We start from the raw sequence: 16,632 nt of genomic DNA on the forward strand, positions 1-16,632 counted from the left end.
ACTACCAGGCAGATTCCTAGGCATTACTCACCCGTCCGCCGCTGAATCAAGGAGCAAGCTCCCGTCATCCGCTCGACTTGCATGTGTTAGGCCTGCCGCCAGCGTTCAATCTGAGCCATGATCAAACTCTTCAGTTCAATACTGCTTGGGTTTTTAAGAAACCCTAAACTTGGCTCAGCAATCCCAAATGACTATGTGATTTCTCGCATGGCCACTTGTGATGCTGATAATCTTTGTGACTATCAGTCCGTACTCACAAGCACCCACACGAATTGCTTGATTCGATTTGTTAAAGAGCGTTTGGTTAAGAGCTTTTCGTCTCAACCGAGGCGCGCATCATACGCTTTCCTCATTTGCTGTCAAGCGTTATTTTGAAGTTTTTTCGAAGCTGCTTTCTTTCAAAAGTGTTCAACTTCAACAACTTACCGCTTGCCTCGTTGCGTTCAACGCTGCGAGGAGGCGAATAATACGCGCTTTGAAATCAGAGTCAACACCTTGATCTGAAAAAACTTTCGATCTTCATCTGCGGCCGCCTGGCAACTAAATGCATGAAGCGCCGCTCTGTAGAGAAACAACCCGTGGAGCGTAAAGGCCATGAGCGATGCGCAGAGCGAAAAGACCCCTGGCCTGTCGGCGGACGAAGAAAAGGAAGTCAGTCATAACCAGCCGCCGCGGGCTGCGGTACTGCACGAGATCATTCGTTCCCAGGGCGATCAGGAACTGGAGCGAACGCTCGCAGCACTATGGTGGTCTGCCCTTGCCGCAGGCCTGACCATGGGCCTGTCATTAATGGCCATGGGGCTGTTCTATGCCCGACTGCCTGAAGGTGAAAGCGCCCAGGTCATCGCCAGCATCGGCTACAGCGCCGGTTTTCTCGCGGTGATCCTGGCACGCCAGCAACTGTTCACCGAAAACACCCTCACCGCCGTGCTGCCGGTCATGACCACGCCAACCCTGGCCAACCTCGGGCGCTTGCTGCGGCTATGGAGCGTGGTGCTGCTCGGCAACCTCGCGGGCACCTTGCTGGTGGCCTGGGTAATGCTCGAACTGCCGATCTTCGACAGCAAGACCGACGTGGCCTTCCTCGAAGTCGGGCGCAAGGTAATGAAGAACGACATCAGCCAGATGTTCGCCAAAGGCATCGTATCGGGCTGGATGATTGCCACCATGGTCTGGATGATCCCGTCCATGGAGCAGGCCAAGATCTGGATCATCCTGATGATCACCTACCTGATGGCGCTGGGTGACTTCACCCATATCGTCGTTGGCTCGGTGGAAGTTTCCTACCTGGTATGGGCCGGCGACGAAACCTGGCGCAGCTTCTGGCTGGCGTTCGCCTTGCCGACCCTGGCTGGCAACATCATCGGTGGCAGTTTCATCTTCGCCCTGATCAGCCATGCCCAGGTTCGCAGCGACAGCGGCAAGCCGCCATCGCAACTATTAAAGGACGAAGAAATAAAGGACGAAGAAAACCAGCAAGACCGGGACTGAACTCAGCGCGCCGCCAATGCCCGTTCGGCCGCCCTGCCCCGCTGACGCGCCGGGTGCGGCTGCCACCAGTTCTGCCCCTCGTGCGGTGAGTCGATACTGACCCGCTCGCCCATCTGTGGCGTACTCAGCCGCACCTGGGCTGCAGCTGCCAGGGTGACGATGCGTTCGAACGGCTCCTGCCAGCCATGGATGGACAGGTCGAAGGTGCCATTATGGATCGGCAGCATCCAGCGCCCGCGCAAATCCAGGTGTGCCTGCAGGCTCTGCTCCGGTTGCATGTGCACGTTGGGCCAAGCCACGTTGTAGGCACCGGTCTCGATCAACGTCAGGTCGAACGGCCCGAAGCGCTCGCCGATTTCAGCAAAGCCGGCGAAGTAACCGGTATCACCGCTGAAGAACAGGCGCATCTGGTCATCTATCAGCACCCAGGAAGCCCACAAGGTACGGTTGCTGTCGAACAAACCACGCCCGGAGAAGTGTTGCGCGGGCGTGGCGACGAAACGCACACCCTCCACTTCGGCTTCCTGCCACCAGTCCAGTTGCACGACCTTTGCAGCAGGCACGCCCCAGTCGATCAGCAGGTCACCCACCCCGAGCGGTGCCAGAAAGCGCTCTGCACGCGGGGCCAGTCGACGTATCGCCTGCTCATCGAGGTGGTCGAAATGATCATGGGACAAAATCACCGCCGCCAGCGGCGGCAATTCATCCAGCCCCAGCGGGGGCGCATGAAAGCGCAGCGGCCCAGCCCATTGCACCGGCGAGGCGCGCTCGGCGAAGACCGGATCGGTAATGAAGTAGCGACCTCGTAGCTTGAGCAATACTGTGGAATGGCCCAGGCGCCAGAGGCTGTGGTCCGGTGCATCGAGCACCTGCTGGCGGGTCATGGGCTGTACGCTGATCGCGGCCGCTGGCCGGGTTTCCGGCGGTTTGCGCAGAAACAGGTACTTGAGGCCGATGCGCAGCTTCTTCAGCACACCATCCTGAGGCAGGTTGGCCTGATTGTGAAAACGTCCGTCCCGCTGTGGCGCCGATTGATCGCCAGGAATAGCCATGGGAGCCATGAGCAGCAACACTCCAAGCAAGAGGAAAGGCTTCATGTTACCCCACTGGGATCACATCAACCGTGAATTGGCTTGTAAGGTCATTTTTCGTCGATGAAACACTGTTCAACAATATTCACGTGAGTTATGCGATAAACGGCACCCCGGCAGAAGAACAACGACCATGATGGACAATCGCAGAGGCAAGGGACTTTCTTTCGTCAAGCGCATTTACCTGCCGCGTGTCATCGGCCTGGGGATCGGCCTGTTCAGCGTAGCTGCTGGCGTGGCACCTCTATCGCCGCCCTCCTGGGTCTGGGCGTTGCTGCTGTTCAATGGCCTGCTCTGGCCTCATGTCGCCTATCAGTGGGCATCGCGTTCAGCGGCCCCTTATCAGGCCGAACAGCGCAACCTGCTGCTGGACTCGCTGCTGGGCGGCTTCTGGACTGCGGCCATGCACTTCAACCCGCTGCCGACTGTGACCGTGCTGTCGATGATGACCATGAACAATGTGGCGGCGGGCGGAAAGCGCATGATCGTTCGCGGGGTCATGGCTCAACTGGCCGGCATCTTGCTGGCCAGCGCACTGCTGGGCACGGGGCTGCAGTTGAACGCCACGGCGCTGCAGATCTACGCCTGCCTGCCAATGCTGACCCTGTATCCGTTGGCCCTGGGCTGGGTCTGCTACCGCCTGGCGATCAAACTGGGCGAGCACAAGCGCCGCCTCAGCGCCCTGAGCCTGACCGACAGCCTGACCGGCCTGCTCAACCATGGTGCCTGGAAAGACCTGCTGCTACTCAGGTTCCAGGCCTGCCGGCAGCAACAGTCGCCCGCCGTGATAGCGCTGATCGACATCGATCACTTCAAGACCATCAACGACACCTTCGGCCACGTGGTCGGCGATTGCGTGCTGCGCCAGATGAGCGAAGAGCTCAAGCGTAACCTGCGCGAGTCCGACCAGGCCGGGCGCTATGGCGGCGATGAGTTCTGCGTGATCCTCCCCGCCACCAGCGAGGCTCAGGCCTGCCAGGCCATGGAGCGCCTGCGCGAACAGGTCGCCAGCTACCGCAACCCGCAGCTGCCGCACCTGCGCATCAGCCTGAGCATTGGCCTGGCGGCGTTCCATGCCGACCTCCAGTCCCCCGAGCATTGGCTGGAGCAGGCCGACAAGGCGCTGTACAGCGCCAAGCGCCGCGGTCGCGACCAGGTCAATTTCGCCCAAGGCGAGGCCACCCCGCTCAGGCTGGCCTATCCTGACTGAACCTCCTTGCTGATTGACCGGCAGGGGACTGCAGTCAACAAGGAGTTGTTCGCGCATGGCCAGGACCGCCAGCCCCCTCCCCCGTCTCCAAGTCCGTCATCTGATTGGCGGCTTCTGCGCAGTTTTCGGCCTCGCCTGCCTGGTCACGCTGGGTGCCTTGTTCAATATCGCCGCCACGCTCGACCAACAGGAGCAGCAACGCAGTGCATTCCATGCCACCCAGGCGCTGGAACAACGGTTGCTGGCCTCCAGGCAGTTTCTTTCCAGCTATGCGGTGTGGGACGCTGCCTTCGAACACCTGGCTGGCAAGGTCGACTGGCAGTGGGCCTATGAAGAAAAGAATGTCGGCGAGTCGCTGTACAGCGCCAGCGGTTACGAAGGGGTATTCGTGGTGGAGGACCAACGCACCACCTATGCGCTTTTCAAGGGGGCACCGACCCAGGCGGATGCTGGCAGTTTCATCGATGCCCCCCTGGCCGAAGTCATCGACGCGGCACGTGGGGCCGCCAGCGCCCGCGAGCAGATTACCCGCTTCGTCATGTTCAACAACTGGCCAGCAGTGCTCAGCGCTGCCGCCGTGCGCCCGGACCGGGATGTTTCCGCGCAGGAGGTGAGCCAGGCACCGGTCATGCTGTTCGTCGACCAGCTAACCGAAGCCAAGCTCGAGAGCCTGGGCGCGGGGGCCGGCCTTGCGCACATGCACATCGAAAAGAACGGCGAGCACGACCGCCCCCAGCAACAGATCGCCCTGGGCAATACTGGCTACCACCTGACCTGGACCAGCCCGCAGCCCGGGCGACAACTGTTATGGGCTGTGCTGCCGCCGTTGATCTGCGCACTGCTGATACTGGCCTTGGTCATGCTCTATCTGTTTCGCCATGCGCTGCGTAGCTCCCGCGCCATCGACCTCAGCCTTGAGCGCCTGCAGGAGAGCAATAAGGCGTTGGAAGCCAGTGAACAGCGTTTTCGCGCGGTCGCCGAGGCTGCGTCCGACTGGATCTGGGAGACCGACCGCCAGCAACGGCTGACCTATCTGTCACAGCGGTTCGTCAAGGTCACCGGTGACCCGGTCGAGACCTGGCTGGGCCAGCCGCTCAACCAGTTGCTCAGCTGTGAAACCACGCCCCTTTCTCCTTGGCTCGACGCCCAGGCCGAGGCCGATTCCGAGCAACCGGCCAACCTGCGCTGTGCCTACCTCGACCACAATGGCCTGAGCCGCTACTGCCGGATTTCAGCCCGGGCGATCCGCTTCGATGGCAAGCTCGCCGGCTTTCGCGGCACGGCCAGCGATATCACCGACGAAGTCGAGGCCCATGCGCGCATCCAGCACCTGTCGCTGCACGACCCGCTGACCGGCCTGGCCAACCGCAACAAGCTGGCCCGCCACCTGGAACAGGCATTGCTGCGCGGCAGCGAATCGCCGCCGCTGACCCTGCTGCTGCTCGACCTCGACAACTTCAAGCCCATCAACGACTCCCTTGGCCACGCGGCAGGTGATGCAGTCCTGCAAGAGGTCGCCGCGCGCCTGCGTGACACCACGCGCGACGTCGACCTGGTGGCGCGTCTGGGCGGAGACGAATTCGTGCTGGTGCTCACCGGCATGGATAACCGCAGCGAGATCGACAAGCTGTGCCGGCGGCTCATCGAATTGCTGCAACAGCCCATCGCCTTCGAAAGCCATCTGTTGCACATCGGCGCCAGCGTCGGTATAGCCCAGACCCGCACCCAAGGCTTCAATGCTGGCGAGCTGATCCGCTGTGCAGACATCGCCCTTTACCAGGCCAAGGCCGATGGCAAAGGCACCTGGCGCTACTTCAGCGCCGAGATGAACCAGCAGATCCAGTATCGCCGCCAACTGGAAAATGACCTGCGCCGCGCCCTGAACAACAACGAATTCGTTCTCCATTACCAGCCACGCTACCGCCTGGGCGACTTGCGCATCGTTTCGGTCGAGGCCCTGCTGCGCTGGCAACATCCGCAAGAAGGCCTGCTTGGCCCGGATACCTTCATCCCGCTGGCCGAGCAGAGCGAGCTGATCGTCACCTTGGGACGCTGGGTGTTGCGCGAAGCGTGCCGCAGTGCGCTCGACTGGCCGGAGCACCTGCTGGTGTCGGTAAACCTGTCACCGGCGCAGTTCTTGCGCAGCGACGTGGTTGCCGACATTCGCGAGATCCTTCTGGATACGCGCTTCCCCGCCCAGCGGCTGGAACTGGAGATAACCGAGAACGTGATGCTCAACGATATCGAAGGCGCCCTGGCCACCATGCTTGCGCTGAAGGAACTGGGCGTGCGGCTGAACATGGACGACTTCGGCACAGGCTACTCGTCGCTGGGTTACCTGCGGACCTATCCGTTCGACAGCATCAAGATCGACAAGCGCTTCATCGCCGGCCTTGCCAATTCCACCGGTAACGACCGGGCGGTCGTGCAGGCCATCATCAACCTGGGTGAGGCCATGGGGCTTACCGTGACCGCCGAGGGCGTTGAAACCGAACAGCAGCTGCAAACCCTGGCCAGGGACAATTGTCATGAAGTGCAGGGCTACTACCTGAGCCGGCCACTGGACAGGGCCGGCTTCGAGCAATTGTTGCAACACAAACCGGGTTGCGCTGCCGATGCCACATGAACCAGCTCAGCGCAAGGAGCGCTCGGCGACGATTTCCGGCAGATCGCTGCGTCGCAGGTAGATGCGCAATGGCTCGCCGATGTTCAGCCGGTCATCCACATGCTGCTCCAGCAACAGCGCCAGACGTTCCCGACACAGTGCCATGCGCGCGCCCTGTTGTGGCCGCCAGACGAATTCGCTGCAGGGGGTGATGCTGTCATCCGCCACGTCCATGCCGAACGCGTCCTCGGAAAACCGCACGATATGGACGCCGCGCTTGCCATGAAAGCCGACAAAACCATTGAGCTGGTCGGCAGCGCTGCAGATGTCCTGGGAAGTGATGGCCATGACGTAACCTCGCAAATGAACGGAAGTGACGCACGCCAGGCAGGCAACGGTCGCCTCTGATGGGCGACGCGCAGTGGGCAGCCTAGCCCATGTGCTCATCGTTGCGCCAAGGTTTTCGTCGCTAGGCAGCGGGTCGACCTGCGACGCCAGCAGCCCGCCCAGCCAGCCCATGAAGGCCTGGACCCTGCGTGGCACATGGCGTTGCCGGGCATACAGCAAGGACACCGGCATGGCCTGTGCCTGCCAGCCGTGCATCACCTCCACCAGCTCGCCGCTTGCCAGGTGATGCGCCACACCGACGGCCGGCACCTGGATCAAGCCGAGGCCCGCCAGACATGCCGCCGAATAGGCCTCGGCATTGTTGACCGTGACCGCGCCGGCCATGGGCTGAAAGCACACCTGGCCGGCCTGCACGTATTCAAAGCCCGCGCTGCGCGCCCCCAGGTTGCGCACATAGTGGACCAGGCGGTGCTCCGCCAGATCGTCCAGGGTCTGTGGCACGCCGCAACGGGCAAGGTAGGCGGGGCTGGCGCAATTGCGCATGCTCAACTGGCCGACAGGCCGCGCCACGACATCCAGGTCACTTAGCGCACCGATACGCATGACACAGTCGAAGCCTTCACGCAGCAGATCAACTTGCCGATCAGTGCAACTGATCTCGACCTCCAGCCTGGGAAACCGCGACAAGAATTGCGGCAAGGCCGGAATGATCACACGGCGGGCCATCATGGTCGGCATGTCGACTCGCAGGCAGCCGGCCAGCTCGGCATCGTCCGCGCGGAACAGGCTCTCGATCTCGTCCATGCCCGACAGCAGGTCCTTGCTACGCTCATACAGCAACGTACCGTCCTGGGTCGCCTGCACGCGCCGCGTGGTGCGGTTGAACAGGCGCGTGCCGAGCAAGTGCTCCAGCGCCCTCACCTGCTCCGATACCGTCGAGCGCGGCAGGCCCAGGCTGTCTGCCGCCAGTGTGAAACTGCTCAACTCACTGACCCGAACGAAGGTGCGCAGCAGTTCCAGCTTGTTCATATCCACCCCGACTGTTCGAAACACACGAACAGTATTTCCGATTCCGCCGGATTTAACAGCCGCAGCACGATCAATAACCTGTCCGTCATCCACCACCCACGAGGGATACGACATGACTCGCAAGATCGCTTTGATCACTGGCGCCAGCCGTGGCCTGGGCCGCAATACCGCCGAACACCTGGCTGCACGCGGTATCGACATCATCGGCACCTACCACAGCAAGGCTGACGAAGCCCAGCAAGTGGCCAAGGCCCTCGAAGCGGCTGGCGCCAAGGCGGCCATGCTGCAACTGGATGTCGGCGACAGCAGCAGCTTCGCCGACTTTAGCGAACGCCTGGGCGCGACCTTGCAACAACACTTCGGCCGTGAGCGCTTCGATTTCCTGGTGAACAATGCCGGTATCGGCCTGAATGTGCCATTCAGCGAAACCACCGAGGCGCAGTTCGACCAGTTGCTGAACATCCAGCTCAAGGGGCCGTTCTTCCTCACCCAGCGGCTGCTGCCGTTGCTGGTGGATGGCGGGCGCATCGTCAACATCTCGTCCGGACTGGCGCGTTTCGCACTGCCTGGGTATGCCGCCTATGCGGCCATGAAGGGGGCGATGGAAGTCTTGACCCGGTATCAGGCCAAGGAACTCGGGGCACGCGGCATCCGCGTCAACATCCTTGCGCCGGGGGCGATCGAGACTGATTTTGGTGGCGGGGTGGTGCGCGACAACCAGCAGGTCAATGACTTCATTGCCGGCAATACGGCGCTGGGGCGGGTCGGGTTGCCCGATGATATCGGCGCCGCCATCGCGCTGTTGCTCGAAGAGGGCAATGGCTGGATTACCGGGCAGCGGCTGGAAGTGTCTGGCGGGATGTTCCTTTAAGGCAAAGATTCTGGGGCTGCTTTGCAGCCCCCTTGGCCATCACTGTTCTATCTGATCCTCATGTACCTGCACGCTGGCGGTCATCCCCGCGCTCAGGTGCACGCCTTCGGGAATCTGGTCCAGCCTGATCCGCACCGGGATCCGCTGCGCCAGCCGCACCCAGTTGAAGGTCGGCTCCACCACTGGCAGCAGCTGGCTGTCCGGATTGCTGTTGCTGTCGGTGATACCGCGGCTGATGCTTTCCACATGGCCCTGCATCGCATCACCCGCGCCCATCAGCCAGACCCTCACCTCATCGCCAACCCGAATGCGCGGCAGCTTGGTTTCCTCGAAATAGGCCTGGATGTAGAACGTCGAGTCATCCACCAGGGCCATCACCGATTGACCAGTATTCACATAGTTGCCCTGGGCCAGGCGCAGATTGGTGATATGACCACTACGCGGCGCCCGCACTTCGCTGCGCGCCAGGTTGATCTTCGCCACCTGCAACTGGGCTTCGGCCTCATGCAGTTCGCCGCGGGCGACGGCGGCATTGATCTGGGCATTCTCGCGCAGCTCGGCACTGATCGCCTCCGGGCCCAAGGCCGTGCGCCGCGCCGCTTCACGCTCGCGCAAGTGCAGCTGCTGGGCGCGGGTTTCAGCCACCGCGCTGGCCTGGTCGAAGGCGGCCTGGAAGCGCTCGCGATCGATGCTCATCAGCAGGTCGCCAGCCTTGACCTGCTGGTTGTCCTGCACCTTGAGCTCACGCACCCAGCCAGACACGTCCGGGGCGATCACCACCACATCGGCACGTACCCGGGCATCACGCGTCCACGGCGTGAGCATGTAGTACTGCCAGAGCTTGAAGCCGGCCAGAACGGCAATGGCGACCACGCACAAGGTCACCAGGGTACGGACGACGGCACGCATTGAATCACTCCTTACAAAGGCCCCAGCAGGCGAACCACCAGGAACAGCACACAAACGAACAACGCCGTGTCGAACAGCGCTTCATGCCAGATCCAGCGCCCCAGGGGCGTGGCCTGCACCACCAGGCGCAGCACGCCGGTCAGCGCCAGCGCCATCAGCACATAAATCAGAAACGGACTGAGCAGCACACCGCCCAGTTCCCACTCACGCAAGCCCATGGGCATCCTCCTGCGAACGGCACCATTTCCCCCAGCTTTTCTGCAGCTGCAATACCGCGCCCTGGGCGAGGCGCAACGGGTCGCTGGCCGGCGCCCGTTGCAAGGCGGCGATGAACTGCTCGCTAGCCGCATCCAGGCGCTGCCCGCGACCAGCAGCCGGGCCTTTGGCCAGCACCGCCTCGACCTGCTGCAGGTACTCGCGCTCGGCGCCAGCCAATGCCACCTGGGCCACCGCCAGGCACATGCGCAAGTGCACCAGCTCGTCACCGATATCCAGCCCATGCAGGCCGTCGTCCCAACGCTTGCGCTCGGTGGCCGGCAATTCACTGGCATGCCGTGCCAGCTGCATCAGGCGGTCGGCCATGCGCCCGCCAAACCAGCTGTCGGCACCGCGCAAATCGCGCCGGGTCAAGCGCACCAGGTCGCTCTGGGTCGCGGCGCGCAGGCGCCGGCCAAGCCAGGCCGGGTGACGGAACACCAGCAGGCGGAACGCCAACACGGCGGCGCCCACGCCCACCAACATGGCCAGGGCGCTGTTGAGCATGGTCGCCACACCAAACGTCATGGCATTGAGCGGCGAGACCAGCACGATGAAATGCAGGCAATAAGAGGTCGCCGTGGCGCCGGTACGCGGATGGGCCATGCCAAGCGCCCCGAAGAACAGCGGCACACCCATGCCCAGGCAGAGCATGGCGAAGCTGCTCCATTGCGGCAGGATGATCTGGCCTACCAGGAAGGCGACCGGGATCGCCAGGAAGATCCCGCGCAAGAAACTCAGGCCGATCTGCGCGCCGTTCTCGCGGCTGGCGAACAGGCTACAGACCACGCAGGTCAGCACCAGCCCACCCGGCGCCGACGGCCAGGCAGTGGCCAGCCAGAAGCTGCTCATCACCAGGAAGGCCAAGGCACTGCGTGAACCGAACAGCAAGGCCAGCGACCAGTCGCGGTGCACCGCCAGGCCCTGGGCGACATCCTTGGGCGCCCTGCCCGCCTCGACATCGTCCAGGGCCTGGGTGGCGGCCATGGCGAAGTCCAGCAGCAAGGCCATGCGCGCCAGGCAGAAATGCTCGGCAGAGCTGATCTGCTCGTCATGCGCGGCATCCCAGATGCGCTGGCGCAACACCAGCAGGCTCGGCTGATCGGGGCTGACCAGCAGGGCTCGCAGCTCTTCGAGCCAAGGACCGAGGCGCCCGGCTTCGTGCGCGTCCAGTTGCCGCCACTGCCGGCGGACCGAGCGTGAAATGCGCAGCAGTACCATGAGCTTCTGGCTCAGCCCACGAATGGCCTTGGCCCGCATCCGCCCGCGCGGCCCCTCGAACCAGGCATGCTCGCGCTGGGTATCGATGGCGACGATACGGCCGAGGCTGTCCAACAACCCTTTGCGCGCTTCGTCCTCGCCGTCAAGCATGGCGCCTGCTGCCTGCAAGCCGTTCTGCCAGGCCTGACGGGCCTGCCCGGCGAGCTGCTGCTCGACCCGCATCGGCCAGATCAGGGCACTGCTGGCAGTGGCGCAGAAGATCCCCAGGCAAATCTCGGTGCAACGCGCCACCGCCTGGTCGAACACTTGCAATGGGTGACTGATGGCGGGCAAGGCAATGATGGCTGCGGTGTAGCCGGCCAGTACGAACGAATAGGCCCAGGCACTGCGTAACTGGGTGGAGGCAGCCGTGCACAGGGCCAGCCACAGCGCCAGGGTAATCAGGAACAGCCATGGGGTCTGGGCGAACAGGCCGATGAACACCACCGACATGACCGTGCCGACCAAGGTCCCGGCCAGACGCGCCAGGCCCTTCTGCACCACCATTCCCGACAACGGCTGGGCGACGATGAATGCGGTCATCAACGCCCAGGAAGGTTGCTCCAGCCCCCAACGCATGGCCAGCCACAGCGCCAGGCCCGCCCCAAGCAAGGTCTTGATGGCGAACTTGATGGCGAGGCTGCTGGGCGCGAACAGGGCCTGGAGGGTAATGGGCACGAATCGGACCTTGCGGGGGGATGGTTATATGAACGATAGACAATGGGGAAAGGATACTGCCGAGACGATTAATTAGCTAGCTAATCATCTTTGTCGACAAAAAACGCGGACAAAAAAATAGGCGACCGAAGTCGCCCAAAATGCCTTGCGTGCTCGTGGATCCGGAAGGTCAGCGCGGCTTGCGCTTTTGCGAGTCCTTCCAGATGAAAATGCCCAGACCGGCAAAGAATGCAAACATCAACCCGACCGTTACCACGCCCGCGATAACCACATTGTCGAAAAACATGCTGGCCTCCCGATTCGTTTGCCGTTGTCCGATGGATGCAAGGTAACGAATACGGGGGCGGGGAAAATTGATCAGGGTCAATGCTGCCCGGGACCGGGCACGCGAGGCGGGTGCAGGGTTGACCTGCGTCAAGTTTCAGCGCTTCTTGGGCTTGCCCTTGGGCTTCTTTTTCTTCGCGGTGGCAAGCGGCATGGCCTGCTCGAACGCCTGGCGCACTTCGTTCAGGCGTTTTTCCTTGAGGTCATGGATGCGCTTGGCGCGCTCGGCATCGAAGTCGATGAGGTTGTCTTGGCTCATGGGTGGGCTCGACGATCTACAGAGACTTGCATCATGAAGCCAGGCGCCGGCCGTGACCAGCCCCGCGTCAGACTTCGATATCGACCAGCAGGCCTTGGCGTTGGTGCTCGCCCATCATTGGCGCCACCGGTACGGTGTTGTCGGCGTTTACTTCGTCACCCGGCAAGGCACTGTACAGTTCCGCTTCGCCCTTGTTGTTGCGCCGCTGCTGGCGACGCTGCTCTTCGCGCAGCAACAGGACTTGCTGCTGCGGGTCGCGCTGCTGCTTCAGGTCGATGGCGCTTTCATTGGACGAAGGCTGCACCGGCACCACCGGCTTGATGTCGGGGGTCTGTTTGACCGGGTCCAGTTGCGAAGTCACCGGGGCAGCACTGAGCGGGATGATCGGCGGCAGCATGGAAATTCTCCTGTGCCCACTGTATCGGCCATCCGTTAGCCAGCTTGAGCGTCGAAAGTGAGGATGTGCGGCCACTCACGACCGCGCCATGCCAGTATAGACAGCCGTTACTCGGCTTCATCCTCAGGGTCGTCGTCGGCCGGCGGGCTGGCTTCGCTCCAGGGGCGCTTGTAGACCTGCTGCCAGACCGAGTCCATATGCTCGCGCAGCACCTGTGGCGCGTTCTTCAACGAAGCACTGTCTTCACGCTCGCCGCCAACCGGTTCTTCTCCAGCCGGGGTGATCAGCGACTGGCCGGTGATGGTGTAGGCGTTCTGCCCCTCGCGCATCTCGATGGCGATGTCGTGCGGGTCGATGCCGCCACCACAGAAGGAATGGCTGGCCACGGTCACTTCGGCGACACCGTCCTTGTTCAGGTCACTGACGTCACTGACATCGGTATAGAAGTCGACATCCAGGTCCAGCCCCGGGCAGGTGGTTTCCTGCTCGATCTGCCAGCGCGGCTTGAATACGTCGCTCTCGGAGGTGCGCCCGTACAGGGTGGCCTTGAGCACCACCTTGTCGACCTCCTGCTCGGACTCGGCATCCACCGCCTGGCCATCGCTGCGGCTGAGCACCAGCAACCCCTCGCCGTCGCGGTCGCGGAAGTGCACGCTCTTGATCGGCGTCTGCACGCCCAGCACTTCGAGCTGCTCGACCGGAATCGCAGGCAGGGTTTCAAAATTTTTCTGTTCACAGGCGGCCAGCAGCAGCAAGCTGCCCAGGGCCAGGGAGGTGTGCAACCAGCGGTGCTTGAGCGGCATATCGGTGCGTAGCCCTCGTCAGCAAGACGGTGTTCTGCGATGAAACAGCTAGACTCATGGACTTCTGGTCTATGGTCCGCCCGGCCTATCCGTTAACATAGCCGGCTTTTCATCGCGGGAGTTCAGGCAGTATGGCGCAGCAGTATCAACCGGGGCAACGCTGGATCAGCGACAGTGAAGCGGAGCTTGGCCTGGGGACCATCCTGGCACAGGATGGCCGCCTGTTGACCGTGCTCTACCCGGCCACTGGCGACACCCGCCAGTATTCCCTGCGCAATGCGCCGCTGACCCGCGTGCGCTTCTCGCCGGGTGACCAGATCACCCACTTCGAAGGCTGGAAGCTGACCGTGCGCGAGGTCGAAGACATCGACGGGCTGATGGTCTACCACGGCCTGGATGGCCAGAACCAGGCGCGCACCCTGCCGGAAACCCAGCTGTCGAACTTCATCCAGTTCCGCCTGGCCAGCGACCGCCTGTTCGCCGGGCAGATCGACCCGCTGTCGTGGTTCAGCCTGCGTTACAACACCCTGCACCACACCAGCAAGCAGATGCAGTCGTCGCTGTGGGGCCTGGGTGGTTGCCGCGCGCAGCCGATCGCCCACCAGTTGCACATCGCCCGCGAAGTTGCCGACCGCAGCGCCCCACGCGTTCTGCTGGCCGACGAAGTAGGCCTGGGCAAGACCATCGAAGCCGGCCTGGTGATTCACCGCCAGCTGTTGTCGGGCCGCGCCAGCCGCGTGCTGATCCTGGTCCCGGAAAACCTCCAGCACCAGTGGCTGGTGGAAATGCGCCGGCGCTTCAACCTGCAGGTCGCCCTGTTCGACGCCGAGCGCTTCATTGAAAGTGACGCCAGCAACCCGTTCGAGGATGCCCAGCTGGCGCTGGTCGCCCTGGAATGGCTGGTCGATGACGAAAAGGCCCAGGACGCGCTGTTCGCCGCTGGCTGGGACCTGATGGTGGTCGACGAGGCGCACCACCTGGTGTGGCACGAAGAGCAGGCCAGCACCGAATACAGCCTGGTCGAGCAACTGGCCCAGGTCATCCCGGGCGTGCTGCTGCTGACCGCGACCCCCGAACAGCTTGGCCAGGACAGCCACTTCGCCCGTCTGCGCCTGCTCGACCCCAACCGTTTCCATGACCTCGCGGCGTTCCGCGCCGAGAGCGAAAACTACCGCCCGGTGGCCGAAGCCGTGCAGGAACTGCTTGAAGAAGGCCGCCTGTCGCCCAAGGCCCATGCCACCATTCAAGGTTTCCTCGGCGCCGAAGGCGAAGCCCTGCTGGCTGCAGTCAACGACGGCGATACCCAGGCCAGTGCCCGCCTGATCCGCGAACTGCTCGACCGTCACGGCACCGGCCGCGTGCTGTTCCGCAACACCCGTGCGGCGGTCCAGGGCTTCCCCGAGCGCCAGCTGCACCCGTATCCGCTGGCCAACCCCGAGCAATATCAGGACCTGCCAGCCGGCGAGCACGCCGAGTTGTACCCGGAAGTGGCCTTCCAGGCCCAGGGTGAAGTCAGCGATGACGAACGCTGGTGGCGCTTCGACCCACGGGTCGACTGGCTGATCGACACGCTGAAGATGCTCAAGCGCACCAAGGTCCTGGTGATCTGCGCCCACGCTGAAACCGCCATGGACCTGGAAGACGCCTTGCGCGTGCGCTCCGGCATCCCGGCCACGGTGTTCCACGAAGGCATGAGCATCCTCGAGCGCGACCGCGCCGCGGCCTACTTCGCCGACGAGGAATTCGGCGCCCAGGTGCTGATCTGCTCGGAGATCGGCAGTGAAGGCCGCAACTTCCAGTTCGCCCACCACCTGGTGATGTTCGACCTGCCGGCCCACCCGGACCTGCTCGAACAGCGCATCGGCCGTCTCGACCGTATCGGCCAGAAGCACACCATCGAACTGCACATTCCGTATCTGCAGGACAGCCCGCAGGAGCGCCTGTTCCAGTGGTACCACGATGGCCTGAACGCCTTCCTCAATACCTGCCCGACCGGTAACGCCCTTCAGCACCAGTTCGGCCCGCGCCTGCTGCCGATGCTCGAAGGCGGCGATGCCAAGGCCTGGACCGCACTGGTCAGCGAGGCCCGTTGCGAGCGCGAGCGCCTGGAGGCAGAACTGCACAGCGGCCGTGACCGCCTGCTGGAGCTCAACTCCGGTGGTGCCGGCGAGGGCCAGGCGCTGGTCGAGGCGATCCTCGAGCAAGACGACCAGTTCGCCCTGCCGATCTACATGGAAACCCTGTTCGACGCCTTCGGCATCGACAGCGAAGACCATTCGGAAAACGCCCTGATCCTCAAGCCGAGCGAGAAGATGCTCGACGCCAGCTTCCCGCTAGGCGACGACGAAGGCGTGACCATCACCTACGACCGCGCCCAGGCGCTGTCGCGTGAAGACATGCAGTTCCTCACCTGGGAACACCCGATGGTGCAGGGCGGCATGGACCTGGTACTGTCCGGCTCGATGGGCAACACCGCCGTTGCGCTGATCAAGAACAAGGCGCTCAAGCCGGGTACCGTGCTGCTCGAACTGCTGTTCGTCAGCGAGGTGGTGGCGCCGCGCAGCCTGCAACTGGGCCGCTACCTTCCGCCAGCGGCGCTGCGCTGCCTGCTCGATGCCAACGGCAACGACCTGGCTTCGCGGGTGGCGTTCGAAACCCTCAACGACCAGCTCGAAAGCGTGCCACGTGCCAGCGCCAACAAGTTCGTGCAGGCCCAGCGTGACGTGCTGGCCCAGCGCATCAGTGGTGGTGAAGCCAAGGTCATGCCGGTCCACGTCGAGCGTGTGGCTGAAGCCCAACGCCGCCTGGCCGCCGAGGCCGATGAAGAGCTGGCACGCCTGACCGCGCTGCAAGCCGTCAACCCGAGCGTGCGTGACAGCGAGATCGATGCACTGCGCAAGCAGCGTGAACAAGGCCTGGCGATGCTGGACAAGGCGGCGTTGCGCCTGGAGGCCATTCGCGTATTGGTCGCGGGCTGATCCACCTGTCATATAACTGGGGCCGCTTCGCGACCCTTTCGCGACACAAGGCCGCTCCTACAGGAAACCGCAATCACCTGTAGGAGCGGCCTTGTGTCGCGAAAGGGTCGCAAAGCGGCCCCAG

14 protein-coding genes, 1 rRNA gene and 1 pseudogene are annotated in these 16,632 nt (G+C 63.1%); 5 read left to right on the top strand and 11 right to left on the bottom strand.

What is annotated here, in order from left to right:
• Window positions 1-137 (bottom strand): 16S ribosomal RNA (locus N430_RS25805); the annotation flags it as partial.
• A gap of 457 nt (window positions 138-594) precedes the next feature.
• Between N430_RS25805 and N430_RS25810 the strand changes: the two genes are divergently transcribed.
• Window positions 595-1,491 (top strand): formate/nitrite transporter family protein, encoded by an 897-nt coding sequence (locus N430_RS25810; protein WP_110639647.1) that lies wholly within the window; start codon window positions 595-597, stop codon window positions 1,489-1,491.
• Window positions 1,492-1,493: 2 nt separating this feature from the next.
• On the opposite strand, the gene N430_RS25815 is transcribed toward N430_RS25810, so the two are convergent.
• The gene (locus N430_RS25815; protein WP_110639646.1) at window positions 1,494-2,588 is read right to left on the bottom strand and encodes an MBL fold metallo-hydrolase; all 1,095 of its coding nucleotides are present in this window, start codon (window positions 2,586-2,588) and stop codon (window positions 1,494-1,496) included.
• 130 nt (window positions 2,589-2,718) lie between these two features.
• Between N430_RS25815 and N430_RS25820 the strand changes: the two genes are divergently transcribed.
• Together N430_RS25820 and N430_RS25825 are read left to right on the top strand one after the other, a co-directional pair.
• A complete protein-coding gene (locus N430_RS25820; protein ID WP_110639652.1) occupies window positions 2,719-3,792 on the top strand; it encodes a diguanylate cyclase in 1,074 nt (357 codons plus the stop codon).
• 55 nt (window positions 3,793-3,847) lie between these two features.
• Complete coding sequence (locus N430_RS25825) at window positions 3,848-6,418, top strand: EAL domain-containing protein (protein WP_110639645.1); 2,571 nt, start codon at window positions 3,848-3,850, stop codon at window positions 6,416-6,418.
• Window positions 6,419-6,424: 6 nt separating this feature from the next.
• Here N430_RS25825 and N430_RS29795 read toward each other — a convergent pair whose 3' ends face one another.
• The gene (locus N430_RS29795; RefSeq protein ID WP_371922800.1) at window positions 6,425-6,844 is read right to left on the bottom strand and encodes a DUF2025 family protein; all 420 of its coding nucleotides are present in this window, start codon (window positions 6,842-6,844) and stop codon (window positions 6,425-6,427) included.
• Between the two features lie 33 nt (window positions 6,845-6,877).
• Window positions 6,878-7,774 (bottom strand): annotated as a pseudogene (locus N430_RS25830) (LysR substrate-binding domain-containing protein); the annotation flags it as partial.
• A gap of 112 nt (window positions 7,775-7,886) precedes the next feature.
• Between N430_RS25830 and N430_RS25835 the strand changes: the two are divergent.
• On the top strand, window positions 7,887-8,645 hold the full coding sequence (locus tag N430_RS25835) for an SDR family NAD(P)-dependent oxidoreductase (RefSeq protein ID WP_110639644.1): 759 nt from the start codon (window positions 7,887-7,889) through the stop codon (window positions 8,643-8,645).
• A gap of 39 nt (window positions 8,646-8,684) precedes the next feature.
• Here the strand turns inward: N430_RS25835 and N430_RS25840 are convergent, their stop codons facing one another.
• The 7 genes from N430_RS25840 to N430_RS25860 all read right to left on the bottom strand — a co-directional run bounded on the left by N430_RS25840 (window position 8,685) and on the right by N430_RS25860 (window position 13,530).
• A complete protein-coding gene (locus N430_RS25840; RefSeq protein ID WP_110639643.1) occupies window positions 8,685-9,554 on the bottom strand; it encodes an HlyD family secretion protein in 870 nt (289 codons plus the stop codon).
• A gap of 11 nt (window positions 9,555-9,565) precedes the next feature.
• Window positions 9,566-9,772 carry a DUF1656 domain-containing protein gene (locus N430_RS25845; protein WP_027918922.1) on the bottom strand — a complete coding sequence of 69 codons (207 nt, stop codon included), beginning with the start codon at window positions 9,770-9,772 and terminating at the stop codon, window positions 9,566-9,568.
• Window positions 9,759-11,747: an FUSC family protein gene (locus N430_RS25850; RefSeq protein ID WP_110639642.1), complete on the bottom strand. Its 1,989-nt coding sequence runs from the start codon at window positions 11,745-11,747 to the stop codon at window positions 9,759-9,761. The genes N430_RS25845 and N430_RS25850 overlap by 14 nt, the downstream gene beginning before the upstream one ends.
• 169 nt (window positions 11,748-11,916) lie before the next feature.
• Complete coding sequence (gene ccoM, locus N430_RS29860) at window positions 11,917-12,033, bottom strand: cytochrome c oxidase subunit CcoM (RefSeq protein WP_275898203.1); 117 nt, start codon at window positions 12,031-12,033, stop codon at window positions 11,917-11,919.
• A gap of 135 nt (window positions 12,034-12,168) precedes the next feature.
• A complete protein-coding gene (locus N430_RS29520) occupies window positions 12,169-12,330 on the bottom strand; it encodes a hypothetical protein (protein ID WP_165837386.1) in 162 nt (53 codons plus the stop codon).
• Between the two features lie 67 nt (window positions 12,331-12,397).
• Window positions 12,398-12,727 (bottom strand): aspartate-semialdehyde dehydrogenase, encoded by a 330-nt coding sequence (locus tag N430_RS25855; RefSeq protein WP_110639641.1) that lies wholly within the window; start codon window positions 12,725-12,727, stop codon window positions 12,398-12,400.
• 107 nt (window positions 12,728-12,834) lie between these two features.
• Window positions 12,835-13,530 (bottom strand): M949_RS01915 family surface polysaccharide biosynthesis protein, encoded by a 696-nt coding sequence (locus N430_RS25860; RefSeq protein WP_110639640.1) that lies wholly within the window; start codon window positions 13,528-13,530, stop codon window positions 12,835-12,837.
• 131 nt (window positions 13,531-13,661) lie between these two features.
• Here N430_RS25860 and rapA point away from each other — a divergent pair, with 131 nt between their 5' ends.
• Window positions 13,662-16,508, top strand: a complete 2,847-nt coding sequence (rapA, locus tag N430_RS25865; RefSeq protein WP_110639639.1) for an RNA polymerase-associated protein RapA — start codon at window positions 13,662-13,664, stop codon at window positions 16,506-16,508.
• Window positions 16,509-16,632: the final 124 nt, after the last annotated feature.

The organism is Pseudomonas sp. CC120222-01a (genome assembly GCF_003097235.1).
In the GTDB taxonomy this organism is placed as follows: Bacteria; Pseudomonadota; Gammaproteobacteria; order Pseudomonadales; family Pseudomonadaceae; genus Aquipseudomonas.

Excerpts from the sequence above, each read along its gene's own strand:
- N430_RS25810 (WP_110639647.1), top strand. The coding sequence starts at position 595 with ATGAGCGATGCGCAGAGCGAAAAGACCCCTGGCCTGTCGGCGGACGAA.
- N430_RS25835 (WP_110639644.1), top strand. The coding sequence starts at position 7,887 with ATGACTCGCAAGATCGCTTTGATCACTGGCGCCAGCCGTGGCCTGGGC.
- N430_RS29795 (WP_371922800.1), bottom strand. The coding sequence starts at position 6,844 with ATGAGCACATGGGCTAGGCTGCCCACTGCGCGTCGCCCATCAGAGGCG.
- N430_RS25860 (WP_110639640.1), bottom strand. The coding sequence starts at position 13,530 with ATGCCGCTCAAGCACCGCTGGTTGCACACCTCCCTGGCCCTGGGCAGC.
- N430_RS29520 (WP_165837386.1), bottom strand. The coding sequence starts at position 12,330 with ATGAGCCAAGACAACCTCATCGACTTCGATGCCGAGCGCGCCAAGCGC.
- N430_RS25820 (WP_110639652.1), top strand. The coding sequence starts at position 2,719 with ATGGACAATCGCAGAGGCAAGGGACTTTCTTTCGTCAAGCGCATTTAC.
- rapA (WP_110639639.1), top strand. The coding sequence starts at position 13,662 with ATGGCGCAGCAGTATCAACCGGGGCAACGCTGGATCAGCGACAGTGAA.
- N430_RS25845 (WP_027918922.1), bottom strand. The coding sequence starts at position 9,772 with ATGGGCTTGCGTGAGTGGGAACTGGGCGGTGTGCTGCTCAGTCCGTTT.
- N430_RS25855 (WP_110639641.1), bottom strand. The coding sequence starts at position 12,727 with ATGCTGCCGCCGATCATCCCGCTCAGTGCTGCCCCGGTGACTTCGCAA.
- N430_RS25815 (WP_110639646.1), bottom strand. The coding sequence starts at position 2,588 with ATGAAGCCTTTCCTCTTGCTTGGAGTGTTGCTGCTCATGGCTCCCATG.
- N430_RS25840 (WP_110639643.1), bottom strand. The coding sequence starts at position 9,554 with ATGCGTGCCGTCGTCCGTACCCTGGTGACCTTGTGCGTGGTCGCCATT.
- N430_RS25825 (WP_110639645.1), top strand. The coding sequence starts at position 3,848 with ATGGCCAGGACCGCCAGCCCCCTCCCCCGTCTCCAAGTCCGTCATCTG.
- ccoM (WP_275898203.1), bottom strand. The coding sequence starts at position 12,033 with ATGTTTTTCGACAATGTGGTTATCGCGGGCGTGGTAACGGTCGGGTTG.